This window comes from Nonomuraea deserti (genome assembly GCF_004348685.1).
GTDB classification, from domain to species: Bacteria; Actinomycetota; Actinomycetes; order Streptosporangiales; family Streptosporangiaceae; genus Nonomuraea; species Nonomuraea deserti.
On record NZ_SMKO01000088.1, the window covers coordinates 16,863 to 36,932 of the forward strand.

The window sequence follows — 20,070 nt, forward strand, 5'->3', positions numbered from 1 at the left end:
GACGACGATCCCCTGCGGCTGTCAGCTCTGGTGGACGACGATCTCCTGCGGCTGTCAGCTCAGGTGGACGACGACCCCCTGCGTGGCCGACAGGCGGGCCGCCTCGATGACGGCCAGGGTGTCGACCGCGCTCTCCGGGTCGACGGGCGGCGCCGCGCCCTCGCGCAGCGCCGCCTCCACACCTCGGTAGAAGTCGAGGTAGGCGCCCGGCTCGGTCAGCACGGTGCGGTGGCCGTGCTCGGTGCCGAGCTGCCCCCAGCGTGACTCCTCGTCGTCCCCGAACCCGGGCGTGCCGGGCGCGGCGCCGGCCCGCAGCCGCTCCTCCTGGACGTCCATCCCGTATTTGACGAAGGCGCCCACCGACCCCAGCACCCGGAACCGGGGCCCGGACCTTGCGGCCATCGAGCTCATCCAGAGATGCGAGCGGGCCCCTCCGGCGTGTGCCAGCGCCACGAACGTGTCGTCGTCGGCGGCCATCCCTGCGCGCCTGACATCGCTCTCGCAGTAGACCTGCGTGGCCGGGCCGAGCAGTTGCAGGGCCTGGTCGACGAGATGGCTGCCCAGGTCGTAGAGGAGACCGCCCACCTCGTCGGGCCCGCCGGCCTCCCGCCAGCCGCCCTTGGGCTCCGGCCGCCACCGCTCGAACCTCGACTCGAACCGCAGCACCTCGCCCAGCCGCCCCTCGCCGGCCAGCCGGCGCACGGTGCGGAAGTCGCCGTCCCAGCGGCGGTTGTGGAACACGGCCAGCATGAGGCCGCGCTCCTTGGCCAGGCGCACCAGCTCCCGCCCCTCCCCGGCGGTCCTGGCCAGCGGCTTGTCGACGACGACGGGCAGGCCGCGGGCGAGCGCGGCGGTGGCCGTGGACACGTGGGTCCTGTTGGGGGAGGCGACCACCACCAGGTCGCACCGGTCCCACAACGCGTCCACGTCACCCACGCCGGTCGCGCCGTACTTCGCGGCCACCTCCGCCTGCCGGCCGGGGTTTCGCGTGACGACGGCCGCCAGCGCCAGGCCGGGGGTGGCGTGGATCAGCGGGGCATGAAAGAAGGCCCCGGCGGTGCCGTAGCCGACCAGCCCGACCCGGATGTCGCTCATCACCCCAGCGTATCGCCGGAAGATCCCCTGCCAGGGGTACGGGTCATTCGTCGTCGCGCTCGGCCAGGAAACGCTCGAACTGGGCGGCGAGCTCGTCACCCGTGGGCATGGGCGTCGTCTCGGCCATGAGGTTCTCCCGCTCGGTGCCCTCCGCGAACGCGTCGTACTGCTGCTCCAGCCCTTTGATGGCGGTGGACAGCTCGGCCGACGCCTGGATCTGCTCCTCGATCTCGGTGTTCGTACGGCGGGCCGCCTCGCGCAGCGCCTCCGTCGGGAACACCAGCCCCGTCCCCTTCGTCACGGCCTCCAGCGCGGTGACGGCGGCGGTCGGGTATTCGGCCTGCGCCAGATAGTGCGGCACGTGCACCGCGTAGCCCAGCGCGTCGTTGCCCTGCGCGCCCAGCCGCAGCTCCAGCAGCGCGGCGACGCTGCCGGGCACCTGGACACGCCCGAACGCGCTCGTCTGCGCGTTGATCAGCTCGGGCCGGCTGGCATGCATCGTGACGCCCAGCGGGCGCGTGTGCGGGACCGCCATCGGGATCCCGTGCATGGTCACCATCTTGCTCACCTTCAGCCGCGCCACCAGCTCGCCCACCGCCTTGGTGAAAAGCTCCCACTCCCTGTCGGGCTCGGGCCCGCTCATCACCAGAAACTGCGTCCCCGTCGAGTCTTTCGCCGCATGAACGGCCAGCTCGGGGTTCTCGCACTCGACCCAGCGGTCGGTGTCGAAGGTCATGATGGGCCGCCGCGACCGGTAGTCGAGCAGACGGTCGACGTCGAACGTCGCCACGACCCGGTGCTCCAGCTCGGCCAGCAGGTGGCCCAGCGCGAGACGTCCGGCACCGCCAGCGTCGACGAAACCGTCGAAGTGGTACAGCAACACCGGATCGGGCAGCTCGGGCGCGTCGTCTGCGAGCTTGTAGAGATCCTTCGGGTCGAACACGGTTGGACAGCCTTTCCCTAGGTACTCTCTCCAGAACCTACGGCGGGACCGAACGATTCCGTGCACGGCACCCTATCGAGGCAGAACGGCATGCATGGACGGGGACCCGGAGGCCCAGGGGTTCACCACGGAGCTGTTCGACATGGCCAGGGCGGGCGACACGGAGACGCTGCGCGCGTACGTCGGGGCTCGGGTGCCGGCCGACCTGACCAACGGCAAAGGTGACACTTTGCTGATGCCGGCGGCTTATTACGGTCACGCCGAGACCGTCACGATGCTCGTCACAAGAGGCGCCGAGCCCGACCGCGCCATTGACCGCGGTCAGACGCCGCATGCGGACCCCGTTTTCAGAAAGGAATCGGCCGTGGTCAGAGCGTTCCTCGACGCGAGCGCCGACCTGTGCGCCGGGTCAGCCCTCCGCTCTGGGCACCGCGCGAATGTTCGCGAATGAACAGTGTCTTCGCTGGTTCGCGCAAAGCGGTACATAGCATGAAATATGCAGAAAAGGCACAGATGTTACCAAGTGTGGTCTTTTTAGCGGTCCATCGTCATGCTGGATGACGTGGATACTTCTGCGCATTGCTTCAGCAGGCGACCCCTCCACATCCCTCCGCTGCCATGTCCGTTCCCAAGTGAGATCAACGTGCATGTCGCGGAGGTCGGCTTGGAGAGCCACGCATGGCTGGTCGCCTCCAACATGCTCCCCAGCGCCGAGACCGCCGAGCACTTCAGACGCTCCGAACTCGGCCTCCTCCCCGCGCGGACCAACCCCACGGTGCCGCGCGAGAGTCTCCGGTTGATCACCGACTGGTACTTCTGGCTCTGGGCCTTCGACGACGGGTTCTGCGAGAGTGAGCTCACGGGCCATCGGGCCGCAGCCGTCGCCCGCGCCCTGCCGTCGCTCCTGGAGAGCCTCGACGAGGACCGTACCCCGGAGCCCGGCGACCCGTTCGGCCTCGCCCTCAGGGGGCTACTGGACCGGATCTCCGCCATGGCCACTCCCGAACAGGTGGAACGGTGGCGGAGCGCGGTGAAGGAATACCTTTTCGCCCAGATCTGGGAGGCTGCGAACCGTGAGGCCGATCTGATCCCGGTCCCCGCGGATTACCTCCTGATGCGCCGCACCACCGGCGCCACGTACACCTGCTTCGCGCTCATCGACATCGGCGGCGGCTATCGGATCGAGACCGAGGACTGGTATCACCCCGATGTGCGCGCGCTCTCGGACCTGGCGTGCGACCTCGTCGGCTGGGACAACGACCTGCTGTCCTATGCCAAGGAGCACCGCGCCGACAAGGCCCGGCACAACCTCGTGACCGTGCTGGCCGCCCACAAGTCGCTCCTCCTGCAGGACGCGCTGCAGGAGGTCGCCAGGATGCACGGCGAGGCCATCGCGGCGTTCGTCGAGCGGCGCGCGGCGCTGGAGAGATGGGCACCGCCGCCGGTGCTCGACTATGTGCGCGGCCTCGAACACTGGGTCCGCGGCCACATCGAGTTCTCGTTCGGCAGCGCACGGTTCGTGAACGCCTGGCCCGACGACACCCGCTGGCCGCAGGCCGTCTGAGCCGCGGTGTCAGCCTTCCTCGAGGGCGACCAACTCGCCCAGCGCCATCGCCGATGCCTCATCGAGGTCGAGTCGGGCGCCCTCCTCGAAGGCGTTCTTGTAGGCGAGCTCGCCCATCCGGCGTGAGCACTCTCTGACGCACGCGTTATGGTCGGCGGACAGGAACGGTGCGCCCAACTGCGGCAGCCCGGCCGACTTCCAGTTCTGCTGCAGCGCACCCAGCAGGTGTGCGGCCAGCGGCAACCGGTCGAGCGCCACGAAGATCCGCGCCGATGACTCCAGGGCCAGCAGGGTGCCGAGGGTGTCGTGGAAGTGCAGCTTGATGCGCAGCCCTTCCCTGACGTTGTGCAGGGCCTCCTGGGGGCGGTTGGTCGCGAGTCTGGCGCCCGCCAGCGCCCACTGCGCATGGGAGCTCACCCAGAGCTCGCCGCGCTCCTTGCAGACCTGCAGGCAGTCCTGCAGCAAGGACTCGGCCTCGTAGAACTCGCCCTGCGCGGTCAGGACGATGGACAACTCGACGATGGCGGGCAGCAGGCCGGGGTTGAGCTCCTTGTTGTCGGTGTTGAACTCGATCGCCACACCCAGGAGCGCGCTGGCCTTCGGCATGTCGCCCTGGAGCATCGCCGCCGTGCCCTGCATCTTGGAGGCCAGGATCACCGCCCGGGAGTCACCCACCTGGATGGCCTCGGTGCTGCACGTCTCCGCGGCCGACTGCCCGCCGACGCTGTCGCCCTGAGAATTGCGGATGTACGAGAGCACCCAGAGCGCCTTGCAGCGTTCCTTGCTCGGGCTGGGGTTGGCCTCGAGTGCCCGCTCCAGGTAGAGGCGTCCTTCGCGGGCGAACCCGCAGCAGACCCACATGAACCACAACGACGACAGCAGGAGCAGCGCCAGCGGTTCCTTGCCCGGGGTCTTGAGGGCGTATTCCAGCGCCACCCTGACGTTGTCGTGCTCCTGGCGCATGCGGACGAACCAGTAGATCTGCCGTGGCCCTGACCAGGCGTCCTCGCCGCGCTGGGCCAGGCTCAGGTAATAGTCCAGATGCCGTCGCCGCAGCTGCTCGGCCTGCCCGAGCTTCTCGAGCCACTCCTCGCCGTATTCGGCGAGGGTGTCGATCAGTTTGTACCGGACGCCGGCGTGGTTGCTTCTGATCAGCAGGATCGACTTCTCCACCAGCCCGGTGACCAGGTCCGTGATGTCCTCCGACGGCAGCCGCCCGTCGGAGCAGACGAACCGGGCCGCGTCGAGCTCGAAGTCGCCGGCGAAGACCGACAGCCGCGCCCACAGCAGGCGCTCGGCCGGCTCGCACAGCTCGTGGCTCCAGCCGATGGCCGCCCGCAGCGTCTGGTGGCGGGGCAGGGCCGTGCGGCTCGCCCCGGCCAGCAGGCTGAAGCGGTCGGTCAGCAGGCCGAGGATCTGCTCCACCGAAAGGGCCCGCAGCCGCACCGCGGCCAGCTCGATGGCCAGGGGGATGCCGTCGAGCCGCCGGCAGAGCTCGGCCACGGCCTCGATGTTGTCCTCGTCGAGCTGGAAGTCGGGCACGCTGGCCCCGGCCCTGACCGCGAACAGCTGCACCGACTCGTTGGTGAACAGGCTCTCGGCGGGGTCGTCGCCGGGCACCTGCAGCGGCGGCACGGGCACCACGTGCTCGTACGGCAGGTGCAGCGACTGCCGGCTGGTGGCCAGCACCTTCAGGTTGGGCGCGGCCTCCAGCAGCTCGTGCACCAGCTCGGCGCACCCCTGCACCAGATGCTCGCACGTGTCGATGATGAGCAGCATGTCGCGCTCGCCCACCCATTCCGACAACGACTCGGACTCCGCCCGCGAGGACTGGTCGGCGATGCCGAGGGCGGAGGAGATCGTGTGCTTGACCATGCCCGCGTCCTGCAGCCTGGCCAGGTCGGCGAACCACACGCCGTCGGGATAGTGGGCGCGCACCTGATGCGCCAGCCGCAGCACCGTGCGCGACTTGCCGACCCCGCCGATGCCCGTGACGGTCACCAGGCGCGACTCGGCGAGGTGCCGTTTGAGGTTGGCGAGCAGGCGCGTGCGGCCGATGAAGCTGGTGAGCTCCGCCGGCAGATTGCCTTCTCGCCGCCAGCCTGTCGGGGTGGCCATGGGCAGCCTCACGGGGGGTAGGCGACACCTGCTCTCGCATCGTACCGCCGTGCCTGCCGCCTGTCTTGGAGCCGGTGGACACGCTGGGTAGGGGTTTGTACGCCTAGGTAGCATGTTGGGTGTGAAAGATTTCCTACCTGAGCAGACGGCGGACGACACGGACGAGGGCTGGGGCGAGTGGCGCTCCGACGACCCTGACGCGTTCTATCTCGACAACAGGCCGCCGCACTGGGGCTAGCCTGCGAATCAGCACATGACAGGACACGCGCTGCGCGCCGCCACCCCCGGCGACTACGACGCCATCGCGGCCGTCGTCGATGACTGGTGGGGGCGGCCGGTCCTGCCCGCGCTGCCCAGGTTGTTCCTCGACCATTTCCACCGGACCAGCCTGATCGCCGAGGGCTCCGGGGGCATGGCGGGGTTCCTGATCGGCTTCGTCTCGCCGTCGCAGCCCGGCGAGGCGTACATCCACTTCGTCGGCGTCGTGCCCGGCGCGAGGGGGAGCGGGGTCGCCCGCTCGATGTACGAACGGTTCTTCGGCATCGCCCGCGACCACGGCCGGCACGTCGTCAGGGCCATCACCGCGCCGGTCAATGAGCGCTCCATCGCCTTCCACCGTCGTATGGGCTTCGAGGTCGGCAACCCCGTCCCCGACTACAACGGTCCGGGCACGCGCCTGGTCACCTTCGTACGCACGCTCTGACCAGGGACCGCGCCTCCCGCGCGTCCGCCCAGGCCATTCCCGTTTCCTCACTTACTGTTATGTGTCATATACAGCCCGTATGCATCGCCTGATTACGGGAATGGCACACAACGGGTACACGAGAGGAAGGGGATGGCCGTGGCCGGGCGTCTCGACCGCAGAGGGCTGGCCGGCGAGCTGATCGCCGAGTTCGCCGGGACAGCGGTGCTCATTCTGTTCGGCTGCGGCGTGGTCGCCTCGGTCGTCGCCGCGGAGGTCGGCGACCACGACAGCATCGCCTGGGCCTGGGGGCTCGGGGTGGTGCTCGGCGTCTACACCGCGGCCAGGACCTCGGGCGCGCACATCAACCCCGCGGTCACGCTGGGGTTCGCCGCCTTCCAGGGCTTCCCGTGGTGGAAGGTCCTGCCGTACGCGCTCGCGCAGACCGCTGGGGCCTTCGTCGCCGCCCTGCTGGTCCGCTGGAACTTCACCGAGATCCTGACGATGGCGGACCCCGGGCACACGCTCAAGACCCAGATCGTCTTCTCGACCCTGCCGGGCAACGGCACCCTGCCGGTGGACATGTGGGGCGGGTTCCGCGACCAGATCATCGGCACCGCGATCCTGCTCTTCCTCGTCTTCGCGCTGATCGACACGAGGAACATGGCGCCCAACGCCAACATGGGGCCCTTCGTCATCGGCCTGATCGTCGTCGCGATCGGCATGTCGTTCGGCACCAACGCCGGATACGCGATCAACCCCGCGCGCGACTTCGGGCCGCGCCTGGCGAGCTTCCTCACCGGTTACCACGACGCGTGGCGAGATCAGCACGGCGACCTGTACTTCTGGGTGCCCATCATCGGTCCCCTGATCGGCGGCCTCATCGGCGCGGGCCTCTACCAGGCGCTCATCTCCAGGTTCCTGCCGCGGCCCGAAGATCGTGACATCGTCAGACCGGCGGACCCTGACAAACGCGAAGGAGAATGACATGCCCGATTTCGTCGGGGCGGTAGACCAGGGCACGACGAGCACCCGCTTCATGATCTTCAATCACGACGGTGGCGAGGTCGCCAAGTTCCAGCTCGAACACGAGCAGATCCTGCCCAGGGCGGGCTGGGTCGAGCACAACCCCATCGAGATCAGGACGCGGACCGCGGCCGTCATCCAGAGCACCCTCCAGCGCGCCGGACTGCAGCCGAGCGACCTGGCGGCGCTGGGCATCACGAACCAGCGCGAGACCACAATCGTGTGGAACCGGCGCACCGGCCGTCCCTACTACAACGCGATCGTCTGGCAGGACACGCGCACCGACAAGATCGCCGCCGCGCTGGAGCGCGACGGCCGCGGCCAGGTCATCCGCGACCGGACGGGGCTGCACCCGGACGCCTACTTCTCCGGCGGCAAGATCCAGTGGATCCTGGAGAACGTGGACGGCGTCCGCGAGGCGGTCGACCGGGGCGAGGCCGTCTTCGGCAACACCGACACCTGGACGTTGTGGAACCTGACCGGGGGCGTCGACGGCGGCGTGCACGCCACCGACGTGACCAACGCCAGCCGGACGATGCTCATGGACCTGGACACCCTCGACTGGGACGACGAGCTCCTGTCCTTCTTCGGCATCCCGCGCCAGATGTTGCCGGAGATCCGGCCGTCGTCCGATCCCGCCGCCTACGGCGTCACGACCCCGTTCGGACCGGCCGCGGGGGAGGTGCCGATCACCGCGATCCTGGGCGACCAGCAGGCCGCCACCGTCGGGCAGGTCTGCTTCTCGCCGGGCGAGGCCAAGAACACCTACGGCACCGGCAACTTCCTGCTGCTCAACACCGGCACCGAACGGGTGCGCTCGCAGAGCGGGCTGCTCACCACGGTCGCCTACAAGTTCGGCGACCAGCCCGCCGTGTTCGCGCTCGAAGGCTCGATCGCCGTGACGGGCTCGGCGGTGCAGTGGCTGCGTGACCAGCTGCACGTCATCACCTCGGCGCCGCAGAGCGAGACCCTGGCCAGGCAGGTGGAGGACTCGGGAGGCATGTACTTCGTGCCGGCCTTCTCCGGCCTGTTCGCGCCCTACTGGCGGGCCGACGCCCGCGGCGCCATCGTCGGCATGTCGCGCTTCAACAACGACGCCCACCTCGCCCGCGCCACGCTGGAGGCCATCTGCTACCAGAGCAGGGACGTGGTGGAGGCCATGCAGCAGGACTCCGGCGTGGTCCTCGACGTGCTGCGGGTGGACGGCGGCGTCACGGCCAACGACCTGTGCATGCAGCTCCAGTCGGACATCCTCGGCGTGCCGGTCAGCCGGCCGGTCGTCGCCGAAACCACCGCGCTCGGCGCCGCCTACGCCGCGGGGCTCGCGGTGGGCTTCTGGCAGGACACCGACGAGCTGCGCGCCCACTGGGCGGAGGACCGCCGCTGGGAGCCCGGCTGGAACGAGGAGCAGCGCGAGAAGGGGTACGCGGGCTGGAAGAAGGCCGTGACCAAGGCCTTCGACTGGGCCGAAACCAGCTGACGACTAGCTGACCACGTCCTTGCGCCGGAACCGGCGGAAGGCCACGGCGATGAGGATCGCCGCGTACGTGATCGACACCGAGGCGCCCTTGATCATGCCGCTCCATTCGAGCTCGGGCGCCAGCGCGTCGAGCCAGGCGTTGTTCCAGAACGTCGGCAGGAACTCGCGGAGCACGCCCAGCGCCTCGACCGCCTGCAGGATGGTGCAGACGATCCACAGGCCGACCGCCCCGCCGACCGCCCCCAGCGGGGAGTCGGTCATGGTGGAGACGAGGAAGGCCAGGGCGGCCACGACGAGCTGGCTGACCAGGGCGTAGGCGATCACGATGCCGAAGCGCGGCAGCACGTCGAGCGCCGGGATGGTCTCGCCCGTGCCGGGCACCTGGATGTCGTTCCAGCCGAACGCCAGCGTGCCCGCCAGCAGCGCCATCACGGGCAGGCAGATCACGGCCGCCGCCGAGTAGCCCAGCGCCACGATCAGCTTCTGCCGCAGCAGCCGGTCGCGGGGAACCGGCGCGGCCAGCAGATAGCGCAGGGAGGACCAGCTGGCCTCGCTGGCCACGGTGTCGCCGCAGAACAGCGCCACCGCGACCACCAGCAGGAAGCTGGCCGACACGGACAGCGCGAAGGCAGCGAAGTTGAGGCCGCTCTCCGTCGCCAGGTCGGAGATGCGCAGCGACTGGTCCCGGTCGCCGCCCTGCGGCCCGAACTGGAACGCGATCACGAGGATCCACGGCAGCGCCAGCAGCAGCCCGAACATCACGATCGTGCGGCGCCGCTTGAACTGCCTGACGATCTCCACCCGCAGCGGCAGCGTACGGCGGGGCGCGTAGCCCGGCGCGGCGGTCATGCGTTGTCTCCGATGAGGTCGAGGAACACGTCTTCCAGGCGCGTGCCGTGCCCGTTGCCGGCACCGGCCGACCGGGGGGCCGAGCTGAGCAGCAGCGACACCGGGCCGGCGGAGACCAGCTTGCCGCGGTGCATGACCACGACGTGGCTGCAGGTCTGCTCGACCTCGGCCAGCAGGTGGCTGGAGACGATCACGGTACGGCCGTCGCGCGCGTAGCGCTTGAGCACCTCGCGCATCTCCCGGATCTGGGGCGGGTCGAGCCCGTTCGTGGGCTCGTCGAGCACGAGCAGGTCGGGCAGCCCGAGCATGGCCTGGGCGATGGCCAGCCGCTGGCGCATGCCCTGGGAGTAGGTGCGTACGGCCCGTTGGAGGGCCTTGCCGAGGCCGGCGATCTCCAGCGCCTCGTCGAAGTGGGCGTCGGCGACGGGCCGTCCGGTGGCGGCCCAGTAGAGCTCGATGTTGTCCCGCCCTGACAGGTGCGGCAGGAAGCCCGGCCCCTCGACGAACGACCCGAGCCTGGACAGCACGGGAGCGCCGGGCGTCACCCGTTCGCCGAAGATGCGGATCTCGCCCCCGTCGGGCTGGATGAGCCCCATCATCATCCGCATCGTGGTCGTCTTGCCGGCGCCGTTCGGCCCGAGCAGGCCCAGCACCTGGCCCTGCTCGACGCGGAAAGACAGGTTGTCGACGGCGAGCTCGCCGTTGCTGTACGCCTTGGCCAGCCCGCTGATCTCCAGCGGCACCGCAGGATCCGGTGCGGGCGCCTCGGCCGCCGCTCCGTTGACGGTGAGCACGGGGGTGCGGCCGTCGGCGGGCTCGGGGAGGGCGGCGGCTCCGGTGCGGGCACCGGGGCGGCGGCGGTCCCGGGCGCGGCCGGTCACCAGCAGCGCGGCCGCGACCACCACGGCGGCCAGCGGCATCGCCCACACCCACCACGCCACCCCGCCCGAGGCGGCGGCCAGCGTGCCGACCGTCGGGACGGTCAGCGTGGAGGAGACGAGCGAGACCTGGTACGTGGCGGGCTCGGCGGGCGTCGCGAACCCCATGTCCGTCGTCGTCAGCACCAGCCGCAGCCGGTGGCCGGCGGCGAAGGCGTGGTCGACGGCGGGCAGCGTGATCGTGGCCTCCGCGCTGGTCGCGCCCTCGGGGATGGCCACCCGGATCGGCGCCACCAGACCGGCGGGCAGCGTGGGCGGCTGGATGCTGTCGGCCACGTCGTAGAGCTTGGCGAACAGGGTCGCCTCGGTCCCGCCCTGGCCCGACACCCTGATCGTGGCCGTCGAGCTGCCGGTCAGCTGCAGCGGGGCGGTGAGCGGCCGCGACTCGAACGCGGCGCTCTGGCCCGGCATGTCGATCGCGACACCGGGGCTGTTCTGGCCGCCGAGCAGGCCGCCGACGCCGGGCACCGACGAGATCGAGGCGGGCGCGCCGCCGGGCGGGTTGGCGATGTTCTGGGCGGGGCCCGCCAGCTCGACGGTGCTGGTGGCGGTGCCTCCGAGGCCCGGGTAGGAGCCGGTCTCGGGGTGCAGGCGGACGCGCTGGCGGGTGCCGGGGTCGCGCCCGCCGTCGCGGGTCACCGTGAACGCGCTGACCGGCGGCGCCGTCTTCCCGTCACCCTCGCCCTTCAGGTAGCGGGCGAACCAGGCCGACGACTGTTCGAACACCCAGTCGGCCTCGCCGTCGCCGCCGTCGTGCCCGCCGTCGAACCAGGCCAGGCTGACGGGTGTGCCCCCGGCGGCGATGGCCCTGGCGTTGGCGTCGGCGTGGCTGAGCGGGAACAGCGAGTCGCGCTGGCCCTGGATGAGCAGGGTCGGCGCCTTGATCTGGGCCGCCACGGTGATCGGGCTCGACTCGCGCAGCAGGTCGACGGCCTCCGGGGTGGGCCTGCCCGTCTTGGCGACCTCCTCGTAGACGGCGCAGATCTCGGGACGGAACCTGCCGCACCTGGCCTGCTCCGGCGTGAGCGGCCGGGCGGTCTCGGGCCGCCCCCGCAGGGCGAGGCTGTCGAGCGAGACGCCCTGGCCGAAGAAGATGCCCGCCCACATGCGCTTGAACACGCCGTTCTCCGCCTCGGGCAGGCTGCCGGCGGCGGAGCTCTGGCCGGCGTCGCCGGCCGCGGAGAGCGGGACGGCCGTGTTGGGGAAGAGCGCGTCGGCCAGGTCCGACCAGGTGATCCGCGGGACGATGGCGTCGACGCGCCGGTCGTGGGCCGCCGTCATCAGCGCGATGGCGCCGCCGTACGAGCCACCCGCGATGCCGACGCGCGGGTCGTCCGACGCGTCGAGCAGGACCTCGGGACGCTTGGCCAGCCAGTCGATGAGCTGCTTGACGTCCTTGACCTCGTAGTCGGGGGAGTTGAGCGCGATCTCGCCCGTCGAGCGGCCGAACCCGCGCGCCGACCAGGTCAGTACGGCGTAGCCGTCCTGGGCGATGCGGATCGCCTCGTCCTCGACGCTCCGCTTGCTGCCGCCGAAACCGTGGCCGAGCAGCACGGCAGGGGCCTTCCCTCCGCCCGGCGGCGGGAAGAACGTCGTGTCGAGCTCGACCCGCTGGTCGTCGGCCGGCCCGTCGACGACGGTGATGGTTTGATCCTGGCCCCGCACCTCGGCACCCGACGGCCACACCAGCCACGTCGTCGCTGCGATGAGGGCGAGCGCCGCCGCCGACGCGGCCACACGCTTCATGCGGTGAGCCTACTGACCGCACCTGAGAGATCGCTGAGACGGGCCGCCCGTGTCTAGGCTCTGACGTCGTGGACTATCTGGAGACCAACAGGGCCAACTGGAACTCCCGGGTGCCCATCCATGCCGGCAGCGACTTCTACGACGTCGACGGCTTCGTCGCGGGCCGGAGCCCGCTGAGGTCGTTCGAGCGGGAGGAGGTCGGCGACGTGTCCGGCCGGCGCCTGGCCCACCTGCAGTGTCACATCGGCCTCGACACCCTGGCCTGGGCCCGGCTCGGGGCGGAGGTGACCGGTCTCGACTTCTCCGACGCCGCCGTCGCTCAGGCGGAGACCATCGCCGCCGCGTGCCGCCTCCCGGCGAGGTTCGTCACGGCCGACGTGTACGACGCGGCCGAGGCGCTGGGACGGGCCGCGTACGACATCGTCTACACCGGCGTGGGGGCGCTGGTCTGGCTGCCCGACCTGACGCGGTGGGCGCGGACGGTCGCCGCGCTGCTCAAGCCGGGCGGCTTCCTCTATCTCGCCGAGTTCCATCCCTTCCCCGACATCCTGGACGAGGCCACGGGCACCACCGTCACGCACGACTACTTCGACCGCGAGCCGCAGGTCTGGGTCGAACCGCACACGTACACCGGCGGCGAGGTGCTCGAACACCAGACGTCCGTGCAGTTCCAGCACGGCCTCGGCGAGGTCGTGAGCGCCGTGTGCGCGGCGGGGCTGCGGGTGGAGTTTCTCCACGAGCACGACTTCACCCTCTTCCAGCGCTTCGCCACGCTCGAGGCCGCCGACGGCCGCTACCGCGTCCCCGGCGGCGCACCCAAGCTCCCCCTCATGTACTCCCTGCGCGCCTCGGCCGGCAGCGGACCTCCCCCGGCACCCACTCCCGGCCACCGACCGGAACGGTGACCGTAAGATTCTCTTCCGTGAAGTCTCCAGCATCTATCAAGAAGGCCGCCGAGTGGGCCTTGCCCTACTGGACCAGAGGCCAGGCGGGGCGCGAGACGCCGCACGACCTGTTCAGGGTGCTCTATTTCGGATGGCTGGTGGCGTTCACGCTCAAGCTGCTCGGCTCGGCGTGGGACGTTTCGTGGCACTTCAAGTGGTTGCGCGATGACCTCGCCCCACCCCACCTGCTCAACTCCGCGGGCACGGCCCTCGCCCTGGCCCTGACCATCATCCACGGCTACACCGGCTACGGCGTCGACAAGGCCGCGCTGCGGCTGATCCAGTGGGGCACCGGGATCTTCCTCGTCGCGGTCCCGCTCGACCTGATCAACCACCGCGTCAACGGGCTCGACATCACCTCGTGGAGCCCGTCGCACATCATGCTCTACCTTGGAACGTTCTTCATGATCGCGGGCGTGGTCCGGGGCTGGTTCATGGGCGCGCCGCCCGGCCGGGAGCGCGTGGTCGTGCTCGGCGCGTTCCTCGCGTTCTTCCTGGAGAACGTGCATTTCCCCGAACAGCACCAGGAATACGGCATCCTGTCGATCGGCGCCTGGGACAACGGCGCCGTCTACGCCGAGCCGATCCTGCTGCAGTTCGCGGCCGACCAGATGGGGCGGCCGGTCGACCGCACGATGATGACCGGGTTCGCGCTGCCCGTGCCCGACTTCCTCTACCCCGTCTACGCGGTGGTCGTCGGGGTGGCGGTGCTGGTGGTGGCCAGGATGCTGATCGGCAGGTTCGGCGGGGCCACGCTGGTGGCCGCCGCCTACGTGGGGGTCCGCACCCTGATCTGGCCGCTGCTGACGTACACCGGGTTCCCGCCGTCGGCGGTGCCGTTCTTCCTGGTGGTAGCCGGGCTGCTGGTGGACGTCGCGTTCCTGGTACGGATGCCCGCCGTACGCGCTCTGCTGGGGGCCGCGGGGGCGACAGCCGGCGCGTACGTCGCGTTGACGGCCCAGAACGCGGTCATGGGCGGCGTGTACGACGTGCTCAAGGGCCAGGAAGGCCTGCTCGGCGCGCCCCCGCCGGCCACGTCGTCGGCCGTCTGGGCCGGGCTCGGCCTGCTGGCCGGCTGGCTGGTGGTGGAGTGGGTCGCGAGCAGGCGCCGCCCGCGACCGGCCGGGGCCACCTCTCCTGTGATCGCACCCGTCACTCCATAGCGCCGACCGCCCCGCACCCGTTTCCCGCGGTGCCGGGCGGGTCGGCCGCGTCTCCGCGGCGTCGGCGGGTCGCGTCCGGCTCCATCGCGCCGGAGGATTCCCGTCGCCCTCCTCGCGGGTCGCTGCGCGGCGTCGTCAGACGATCGAGGCGCGGGTGATCGCCACCGCCACGCCGTACGCCAGCCCCATCACGCCGACCTCGGCCGCCGCCCATCCCACGAGGGCGGTGGCCCGGCCCTTGCGGACAGCGGGCAGCAGGCGGAAACGGATGTGCGCCGCCAGCGGCACCAACAGGGCCACCAGCGTGACCTTGGTCACGACCAGAAGCCCGTAGTCGCTGGTCAGGAGCGCTTCGGGCAGCTTCACCCCGGGCGTGAGCGCCATCGTGCCGAGCCCCGTGATCAGCCCGGACAGCGCCACCAGAAGCAGGCACACCGAAGCGATCTTAGAGAACTTGGGCAGCACCATGGCCAGCAGGCCCGGGTGGGGCGCGACGAAGACGGCGGTCACCAGCAGGCCGCCCGCCCATGCCGCCGCCCCCATCACGTGGATCTCCATCGAGATCATGATGGGGTCGTGCCAGATGGAGTTGACCGCGTGCCCGGTGACCGGGATGGGCAGCAGCCCGAAGAGCGCGACGATCACGCGTAGCTCCGCCGGCACCTTCTCGCCGAACCGCACCGCCATCAGCCCGATGCCCGCCGCCGCCAGCGCGCACGCCGCGCTGAACAGCAGCCCCTGGCCCGTTCCGACATTTCCGACATAGTCCGCGATCATCCCGAACGTCGGCACGGCGCCGGGGTTGAGCTCGGCCGCCTGGAACACGATCGTGAGCAGCGCGCAGATCGCCCACGCCCAGGCCGCCATCACCGCAAGGGGCCGGACGCGGACCATCACCGGCTCGGTGTACTCGGGCCGGTCGAACCCGAGCAGCTTGGCCACCAGGCTGAGCCCCACCACGGCGACGGCGGACACGTCGAGCAGCGCCCGCACGACGGGCAGCCCGACCGACACCAGCGGCCCCGGCATGGGGATGCCGGGTACGGCCTCCTGCGCGGAGAACGAACTGGCGGCCACGGTGGCGACGATGGCGCACACGGGGAACGCGCCGGCCACGAGCCGCCCGCCGACGCGCTGCCCGGACAGAGCGGGAGCGGGGGGAGCGGTGACGGTCACGCCTTCGTCCCCTCGGCCGCGGAACCCGGCACGGTGCCGGTGGTGCCGCCGGGTGCGGGGTCGGCGGTGCCGGGTACGAGGGCAGCGGTGCCGCCGGGCGCGGGATCGGCCGCGGTGCCCGGCGCGGGGTCGGTGCGGCCGGGCGCGTGGTCGGGGGTGGTGCCGGGCATGGCGGTTGCCTGGGCGGGTCTCGCGCGGCGGAGGGCCACGGCGGTGCCCATGGCGAGGAGCAGCAGCGCTCCCACGATCCACACCACGGCCATCCCGGCCCCGCCGTTGGCCGCGGCCTCGGCGGCGTCGGGGTCGGCCGCGGCCTCGGCGGCGTCGGGGTCGGCCGCGATCTCGGCGGCGTCGGGGTCGGCCGCGGTCTCGGCGGCGTCGCCGTTCGTCCCCTGGGCTCGGGTCTCGGTGGTGCCGTCGTTCGTTCCCTGGTCGGCGGTGCCGGAGGCCACCCCGCCGGCGTCCGTGGTCAGGCTGAAGCCGATCTTCCCGGTGACCGGGTGCCCGTCTGCCGACAGGATGCGGTAGCCCACGACGTACGAGCCGCCCGCCGCCAGCGGCTTGACCTTGACCGACACCCGTTCCGCGGCGATCTCGGCGGCCCCGTCGGCCCAGGCCGACCCGCCGGCCCCGGTGACGCCCACCTGCGCGTATCCCTGGCGTACCGGCTGGTCGAAGACCAGGGTCACCCGCGCGGGAGAGGCCGTCAGCGTGGCTCCGTCCTTGGGGTCGCTGCTGATCAGCACGTTGTGCGCCTCGGCAGGGGAGAGGGCGATCCCGGTCGCCGTGAAGGCGAGCAGCAGGACCGTGAGTAGCCGCCTCACAGGGGAAACCTTCCATCGTCGCGTCTCGAACCTGTATATGGTCCCATCCATGACGGACCTGTTCGGCGGCGCGGCTCCCTACTACGCCAAATACCGGGCCGGTCACGGCGAGCCGGCCATCGAGCACCTGGCGATGACCTTCGGCGACGACAGCACGGTGCTGGACCTCGGCTGCGGTCCCGGCACGGTCGCGATCCCGCTCGCGCGGCGCGTGCGGGAGGTACTGGCCGTCGATCCCGACGCGGAGATGCTGGCGGAGGGCCGCCGGCTGGCGGCGCGGGCGGGCAACATCCGCTGGCTGAGCGGCGATTCCACGCGGTTGCGGGAGTTGCCCGGGTTCGACCATGTCGTCATGGGCAGGTCGTTCCACTGGATGGACCGCCGCGCGGTGCTGCTGGAGCTGGACGAGTTGCTGCCCGCGCACGGTGTCGTGGCGCTCGTCGGCCCGTCCCGCGCGGGTGAGGAGCTGCCCTGGGAGCCGGCCATGCGGCGGGTGCGCGACGCGTTCGGCGTCAACACCTTCACGGCGACCAACTCGTACCAGGCCACGGGGGAGCACCACGACGACGTGCTCGCCGCCTCGCCGTTCAGCGACCTGGACGCGATCCCGTACGAATACCGCCAGGTCTACGACCTGGAGGCGGTGATCGGCCTGCAGCTGTCCTACTCCTACACCTCTCCCGCCAGGCTCGGGGACCGGATGGAGTCCTTCACCCGGGCGGCCAGGCGCGCCCTGCTCGCGCACAACCCTCGGGGCACGTGGGAGCAGGTGACGGTGACCGAGGTCCTGATCGCCAGGCGGCCGCCCGGTCGGGCGCGCTAGGCGCGCCCCGGCTCCGCCCAGATGCCCATGAGCCGCCAGATCCGCCGGGTCAGCGGGTTGATCAGGCCGAGCTCGGCGCACAGTTCCCGCGTCTTGCCGATGGAGTCGCGGATCTCCTGCTTGGCCGCCGGGTTGCGCAGGTAGATCTCCGACACGACGCTGAAGGGGATCTTGAAGTGCCTGATGAGCGCGCCGGGGGGCGCCAGCATGATGCGGGCCATCACGCCGAGGATGATCGGGGAGGCGATGCCGAGCAGGAGCCGCCGGTACGCCGGCATCCGCGGCACCCGGTTGCGCAGGTAGTGGCGGGCGAACGAGATGTGCCTGGCCTCTTCCGCGATGTGGATCCGCATGATCGTCTCTTCCAGCGGATGGTGCGCCCTGTCGTCCTTGAGCACCTTGCGCTGTACGTGGTCGATCGGGTCCTCGCCGCCCAGCACGAACACGAAGAACAGCTCGGTCGAGATCAGCGGGATTAAGGGCGCCGCCTGCGCGATCGCCGACAGCGGACCGGGCATGCCACGCACGGGAAGCTTCGTACGGTTCACGAACTCTTGGAACATCATCCCGTGATGTCCCTCTTCGATGGTCTCGTGGTAGACGTACCGGAACTCGGGCGCTCCGTTCGGCAGCCGGTAGGCGTAGTTGAGCAGCCCGCGCTTGAGCAGGTTCTCGAACTGCAGGCCGATCTTCATGGCGGTGGCCACCCGCCACAACCCGATCGCCGCCCGCCTCTCCGGGGGCTGGCCGCGGTACCACGGGTGGCCGCCCAGCTTGTCGACCGAGGGCAGCTCCCAGCGTGGGTCGGCCGGATCCACCTGGAACTCGGGGTCGTCCCACGGGATGTCCCGATAGGGCTCCCAGTGTTTGTCGACCGACGCCTTCGAGAGGCGTTCGATGACCGATTCGTAGGCCTTCCTGTTCGCGACCTGCTCGTCGCGTTCCCTGGCGGCGGTAGAGCTCGGTGCCTGTGCCATCGCGTGCGCTCCTCTCCTCGCCCGGTATTGTACGAAGCATCCAATAGCGCGGGAAGGTGAGGGCCGCAGGTTTCGTCACAGCTTTTCCGGGGCGACTCCGATCTCGTTGGCGGCGGCCGTGCGGATGAGCGCGCCGGCCCGGCGCCGGGACAGCGCCCTGGGGTGCACGTGCATCTGGACCGCCAGCCCGTCGACCAGCGCCAGGATCCGCCACGTCGCCCCTTCGGGGTCGGCGCACACGAACTCGCCGGAGGCCGCGCCGGCCTCGATGATCTCGCGAAGGATGAGACGGCCCTGGGCGTCGATGCGCCGCGAGATGTCCTCCAGCTCGGAGCTGCGCATCGCCTCGGACCACGCGTCGATCCACAACCTCCAGCCCTCGGTGGGGATCGCGGGGGAGCAGAGCCGCAGGAGGGTGCGCAGCCGCTCGAGCGGCGTGCCGGGCGATCGCTCGATGTCGCTCAGGGCGTCGAGGTGCAGGCGGGCCGCGTAGGTGAAGGCCTGGGCGAACAGCCGGTCCTTGGTCTCGAAGTGGTAGAAGAGCAGCGCCTGGCTGACGCCGGCGGCCCTGGCGATGTCGATGGTCCTGGTATGCCCGAACCCCTGCTCGGCGATCACCTCGCAGGCCGTCTTCAGAAGATCCTCGCGCCGTAATCGGCTGAAACCTGATGCCACAGCGGGTAACTCTAATTTCTCATCAAAAGGGTTCTTATTGGACAAACTGGGCGCGCCGTCTGTTGCGTCATCTCGCGGTGATCATGGTACTGGTGGATCTCCGGGCGTTCTCGGCGAGGGGTCGAAAACCATTACTACCCACCTTTACTCCTCCCTTACCGGCATCCGCAGGACGAATCGGGCACCCGCGTGGGAGTCCTCGATCCTCAGCGTGCCGCCGTGCGTGCGCGCGATCTCGCGGGCGATCGGCAGGCCGAGCCCGGTCCCGCCGGCGTCGCGGCTGCGCGAGGCGTCCAGCCGGGTGAAGCGCCTGAAGACCATCTCGCGGTGCTCGGGCGCGATGCCCGCCCCGTCGTCGAGCACCTCCAGCACGGCCTCGCCGTCGCGGCGCACGATCACGGCGACCGTACGCTCCGCGTGCCGCTCGGCGTTGTCCAGCAGGTTGGTCAGCAGGCGGGCCAGCCTCAGCCGGTCGCCCGTCACGACCACGCCGGGCTGCACCGAGATCCGGACGTCCTTCGTGCGCGGCCTGGCGACCTCGGCGGTGACCAGCTCGCTCAAGTCGACCGGGGCGAGCCGGGCGGGGGCGCCCGCGTCGAGCTTGGCCAGCGTCAGCAGGTCGGTGACGATGTTCTGCAGCCGGTCGAGGCTGGAGAGCAGCTTGCCGCCGACATCCTGCCAGTCGGCCTCGCCGGGGGCGAGCAGGGCCTCCTCGACCTCGGTGCGCATCGCCGTGATCGGGCTGCGCAGATCGTGCGAGGCGTCGGAGGCGAACCTGCGCTGGTGCTCCATCGAGTCCTCCAGCCGCGCGAGCGTGCGGTTCGCGGTCTCCGCGAGCGCCCGGATCTCGTCGGCGTTCTCGGGCACGGGCACGCGCATCCCCCCGCCGTCGGCGGTGATCTCGGCCAGCCTGCTCGTGATGCGGTTGACGGGTGCGAGCGTCTTGGCCACCACGTGCGAGACGCCGTACCAGGTCAGCACGACCAGTGCCGCGGAGGCGAGGACGAGGAAGGCGATCGCGCCGGGGGCGGCGTACCAGGGCGGGCG

The 20,070-nt window shown here is 70.7% G+C and carries 18 protein-coding genes; 8 read left to right on the forward strand and 10 right to left on the reverse strand.

Going from position 1 to position 20,070, the window contains the following annotated elements:
• Window positions 1-54: 54 nt before the first annotated feature.
• Window positions 55-1,095: a Gfo/Idh/MocA family oxidoreductase gene (locus tag E1292_RS27840; protein ID WP_132598169.1), complete on the reverse strand. Its 1,041-nt coding sequence runs from the start codon at window positions 1,093-1,095 to the stop codon at window positions 55-57.
• Window positions 1,096-1,138: 43 nt separating this feature from the next.
• Complete coding sequence (locus E1292_RS27845; RefSeq protein WP_132598170.1) at window positions 1,139-2,038, reverse strand: proteasome assembly chaperone family protein; 900 nt, start codon at window positions 2,036-2,038, stop codon at window positions 1,139-1,141.
• Window positions 2,039-2,132: 94 nt separating this feature from the next.
• On the opposite strand from E1292_RS27845, the gene E1292_RS27850 reads away from it, so the two are divergent.
• The gene (locus E1292_RS27850) at window positions 2,133-2,489 is read left to right on the forward strand and encodes an ankyrin repeat domain-containing protein (protein ID WP_246090374.1); all 357 of its coding nucleotides are present in this window, start codon (window positions 2,133-2,135) and stop codon (window positions 2,487-2,489) included.
• Between the two features lie 213 nt (window positions 2,490-2,702).
• Window positions 2,703-3,602 (forward strand): terpene synthase family protein, encoded by a 900-nt coding sequence (locus tag E1292_RS27855; protein ID WP_132598171.1) that lies wholly within the window; start codon window positions 2,703-2,705, stop codon window positions 3,600-3,602.
• A gap of 9 nt (window positions 3,603-3,611) precedes the next feature.
• Here the strand turns inward: E1292_RS27855 and E1292_RS27860 are convergent, their stop codons facing one another.
• Window positions 3,612-5,732 (reverse strand): ATP-binding protein, encoded by a 2,121-nt coding sequence (locus E1292_RS27860; RefSeq protein WP_246090375.1) that lies wholly within the window; start codon window positions 5,730-5,732, stop codon window positions 3,612-3,614.
• Window positions 5,733-5,973: 241 nt separating this feature from the next.
• On the opposite strand from E1292_RS27860, the gene E1292_RS27865 reads away from it, so the two are divergent.
• The 3 genes from E1292_RS27865 (at window position 5,974) to glpK (ending at window position 8,908) form a co-directional block, all read left to right on the forward strand.
• Window positions 5,974-6,423, forward strand: a complete 450-nt coding sequence (locus E1292_RS27865) for a GNAT family N-acetyltransferase (RefSeq protein ID WP_132598172.1) — start codon at window positions 5,974-5,976, stop codon at window positions 6,421-6,423.
• Window positions 6,424-6,561: 138 nt separating this feature from the next.
• Window positions 6,562-7,389 carry an MIP/aquaporin family protein gene (locus E1292_RS27870; protein WP_132598173.1) on the forward strand — a complete coding sequence of 276 codons (828 nt, stop codon included), beginning with the start codon at window positions 6,562-6,564 and terminating at the stop codon, window positions 7,387-7,389.
• Window position 7,390: 1 nt separating this feature from the next.
• Window positions 7,391-8,908 carry a glycerol kinase GlpK gene (glpK, locus tag E1292_RS27875; RefSeq protein WP_132598174.1) on the forward strand — a complete coding sequence of 506 codons (1,518 nt, stop codon included), beginning with the start codon at window positions 7,391-7,393 and terminating at the stop codon, window positions 8,906-8,908.
• Between the two features lie 3 nt (window positions 8,909-8,911).
• Here glpK and E1292_RS27880 read toward each other — a convergent pair whose 3' ends face one another.
• On the reverse strand, window positions 8,912-9,757 hold the full coding sequence (locus E1292_RS27880; protein WP_132598175.1) for an ABC transporter permease: 846 nt from the start codon (window positions 9,755-9,757) through the stop codon (window positions 8,912-8,914).
• The gene (locus tag E1292_RS27885) at window positions 9,754-12,441 is read right to left on the reverse strand and encodes a CocE/NonD family hydrolase (protein ID WP_132598176.1); all 2,688 of its coding nucleotides are present in this window, start codon (window positions 12,439-12,441) and stop codon (window positions 9,754-9,756) included. The genes E1292_RS27880 and E1292_RS27885 overlap by 4 nt, the downstream gene beginning before the upstream one ends.
• A 68-nt stretch (window positions 12,442-12,509) precedes the next feature.
• Here E1292_RS27885 and E1292_RS27890 point away from each other — a divergent pair, with 68 nt between their 5' ends.
• Together E1292_RS27890 and E1292_RS27895 are read left to right on the forward strand one after the other, a co-directional pair.
• Complete coding sequence (locus E1292_RS27890; RefSeq protein WP_132598177.1) at window positions 12,510-13,346, forward strand: class I SAM-dependent methyltransferase; 837 nt, start codon at window positions 12,510-12,512, stop codon at window positions 13,344-13,346.
• A 17-nt stretch (window positions 13,347-13,363) separates the two neighbouring features.
• The gene (locus E1292_RS27895; protein WP_246090376.1) at window positions 13,364-14,548 is read left to right on the forward strand and encodes a hypothetical protein; all 1,185 of its coding nucleotides are present in this window, start codon (window positions 13,364-13,366) and stop codon (window positions 14,546-14,548) included.
• Between the two features lie 135 nt (window positions 14,549-14,683).
• On the opposite strand, the gene E1292_RS27900 is transcribed toward E1292_RS27895, so the two are convergent.
• Window positions 14,684-15,724, reverse strand: coding sequence for a CopD family protein (locus E1292_RS27900; RefSeq protein WP_132598178.1), 1,041 nt, complete (start codon window positions 15,722-15,724; stop codon window positions 14,684-14,686).
• Window positions 15,721-16,548: a copper resistance CopC family protein gene (locus E1292_RS27905; RefSeq protein WP_132598179.1), complete on the reverse strand. Its 828-nt coding sequence runs from the start codon at window positions 16,546-16,548 to the stop codon at window positions 15,721-15,723. Before E1292_RS27905 ends, E1292_RS27900 begins: the two co-directional genes overlap by 4 nt.
• A gap of 49 nt (window positions 16,549-16,597) precedes the next feature.
• Between E1292_RS27905 and E1292_RS27910 the strand changes: the two genes are divergently transcribed.
• On the forward strand, window positions 16,598-17,371 hold the full coding sequence (locus E1292_RS27910; protein WP_165974774.1) for a class I SAM-dependent methyltransferase: 774 nt from the start codon (window positions 16,598-16,600) through the stop codon (window positions 17,369-17,371).
• Here E1292_RS27910 and E1292_RS27915 read toward each other — a convergent pair.
• The 3 genes from E1292_RS27915 to E1292_RS27925 form a co-directional block, all read right to left on the reverse strand.
• A complete protein-coding gene (locus E1292_RS27915; protein WP_132598181.1) occupies window positions 17,368-18,348 on the reverse strand; it encodes an AurF N-oxygenase family protein in 981 nt (326 codons plus the stop codon). The two genes, E1292_RS27910 and E1292_RS27915, sit on opposite strands and share 4 nt — an antisense overlap.
• Before the next feature lie 75 nt (window positions 18,349-18,423).
• The gene (locus E1292_RS27920; RefSeq protein ID WP_132598182.1) at window positions 18,424-19,023 is read right to left on the reverse strand and encodes a TetR/AcrR family transcriptional regulator; all 600 of its coding nucleotides are present in this window, start codon (window positions 19,021-19,023) and stop codon (window positions 18,424-18,426) included.
• Window positions 19,024-19,167: 144 nt separating this feature from the next.
• On the reverse strand, window positions 19,168-20,070 hold a 903-nt coding region (locus E1292_RS27925), incomplete at its 5' end, for a sensor histidine kinase (RefSeq protein ID WP_132598183.1).

Coding starts and splice junctions, on each gene's coding strand:
- E1292_RS27840 (WP_132598169.1), bottom strand. CDS start 1,095: ATGAGCGACATCCGGGTCGGGCTGGTCGGCTACGGCACCGCCGGGGCC.
- E1292_RS27850 (WP_246090374.1), top strand. CDS start 2,133: ATGGACGGGGACCCGGAGGCCCAGGGGTTCACCACGGAGCTGTTCGAC.
- E1292_RS27865 (WP_132598172.1), top strand. CDS start 5,974: ATGACAGGACACGCGCTGCGCGCCGCCACCCCCGGCGACTACGACGCC.
- glpK (WP_132598174.1), top strand. CDS start 7,391: ATGCCCGATTTCGTCGGGGCGGTAGACCAGGGCACGACGAGCACCCGC.
- E1292_RS27880 (WP_132598175.1), bottom strand. CDS start 9,757: ATGACCGCCGCGCCGGGCTACGCGCCCCGCCGTACGCTGCCGCTGCGG.
- E1292_RS27885 (WP_132598176.1), bottom strand. CDS start 12,441: ATGAAGCGTGTGGCCGCGTCGGCGGCGGCGCTCGCCCTCATCGCAGCG.
- E1292_RS27910 (WP_165974774.1), top strand. CDS start 16,598: ATGACGGACCTGTTCGGCGGCGCGGCTCCCTACTACGCCAAATACCGG.
- E1292_RS27915 (WP_132598181.1), bottom strand. CDS start 18,348: ATGGCACAGGCACCGAGCTCTACCGCCGCCAGGGAACGCGACGAGCAG.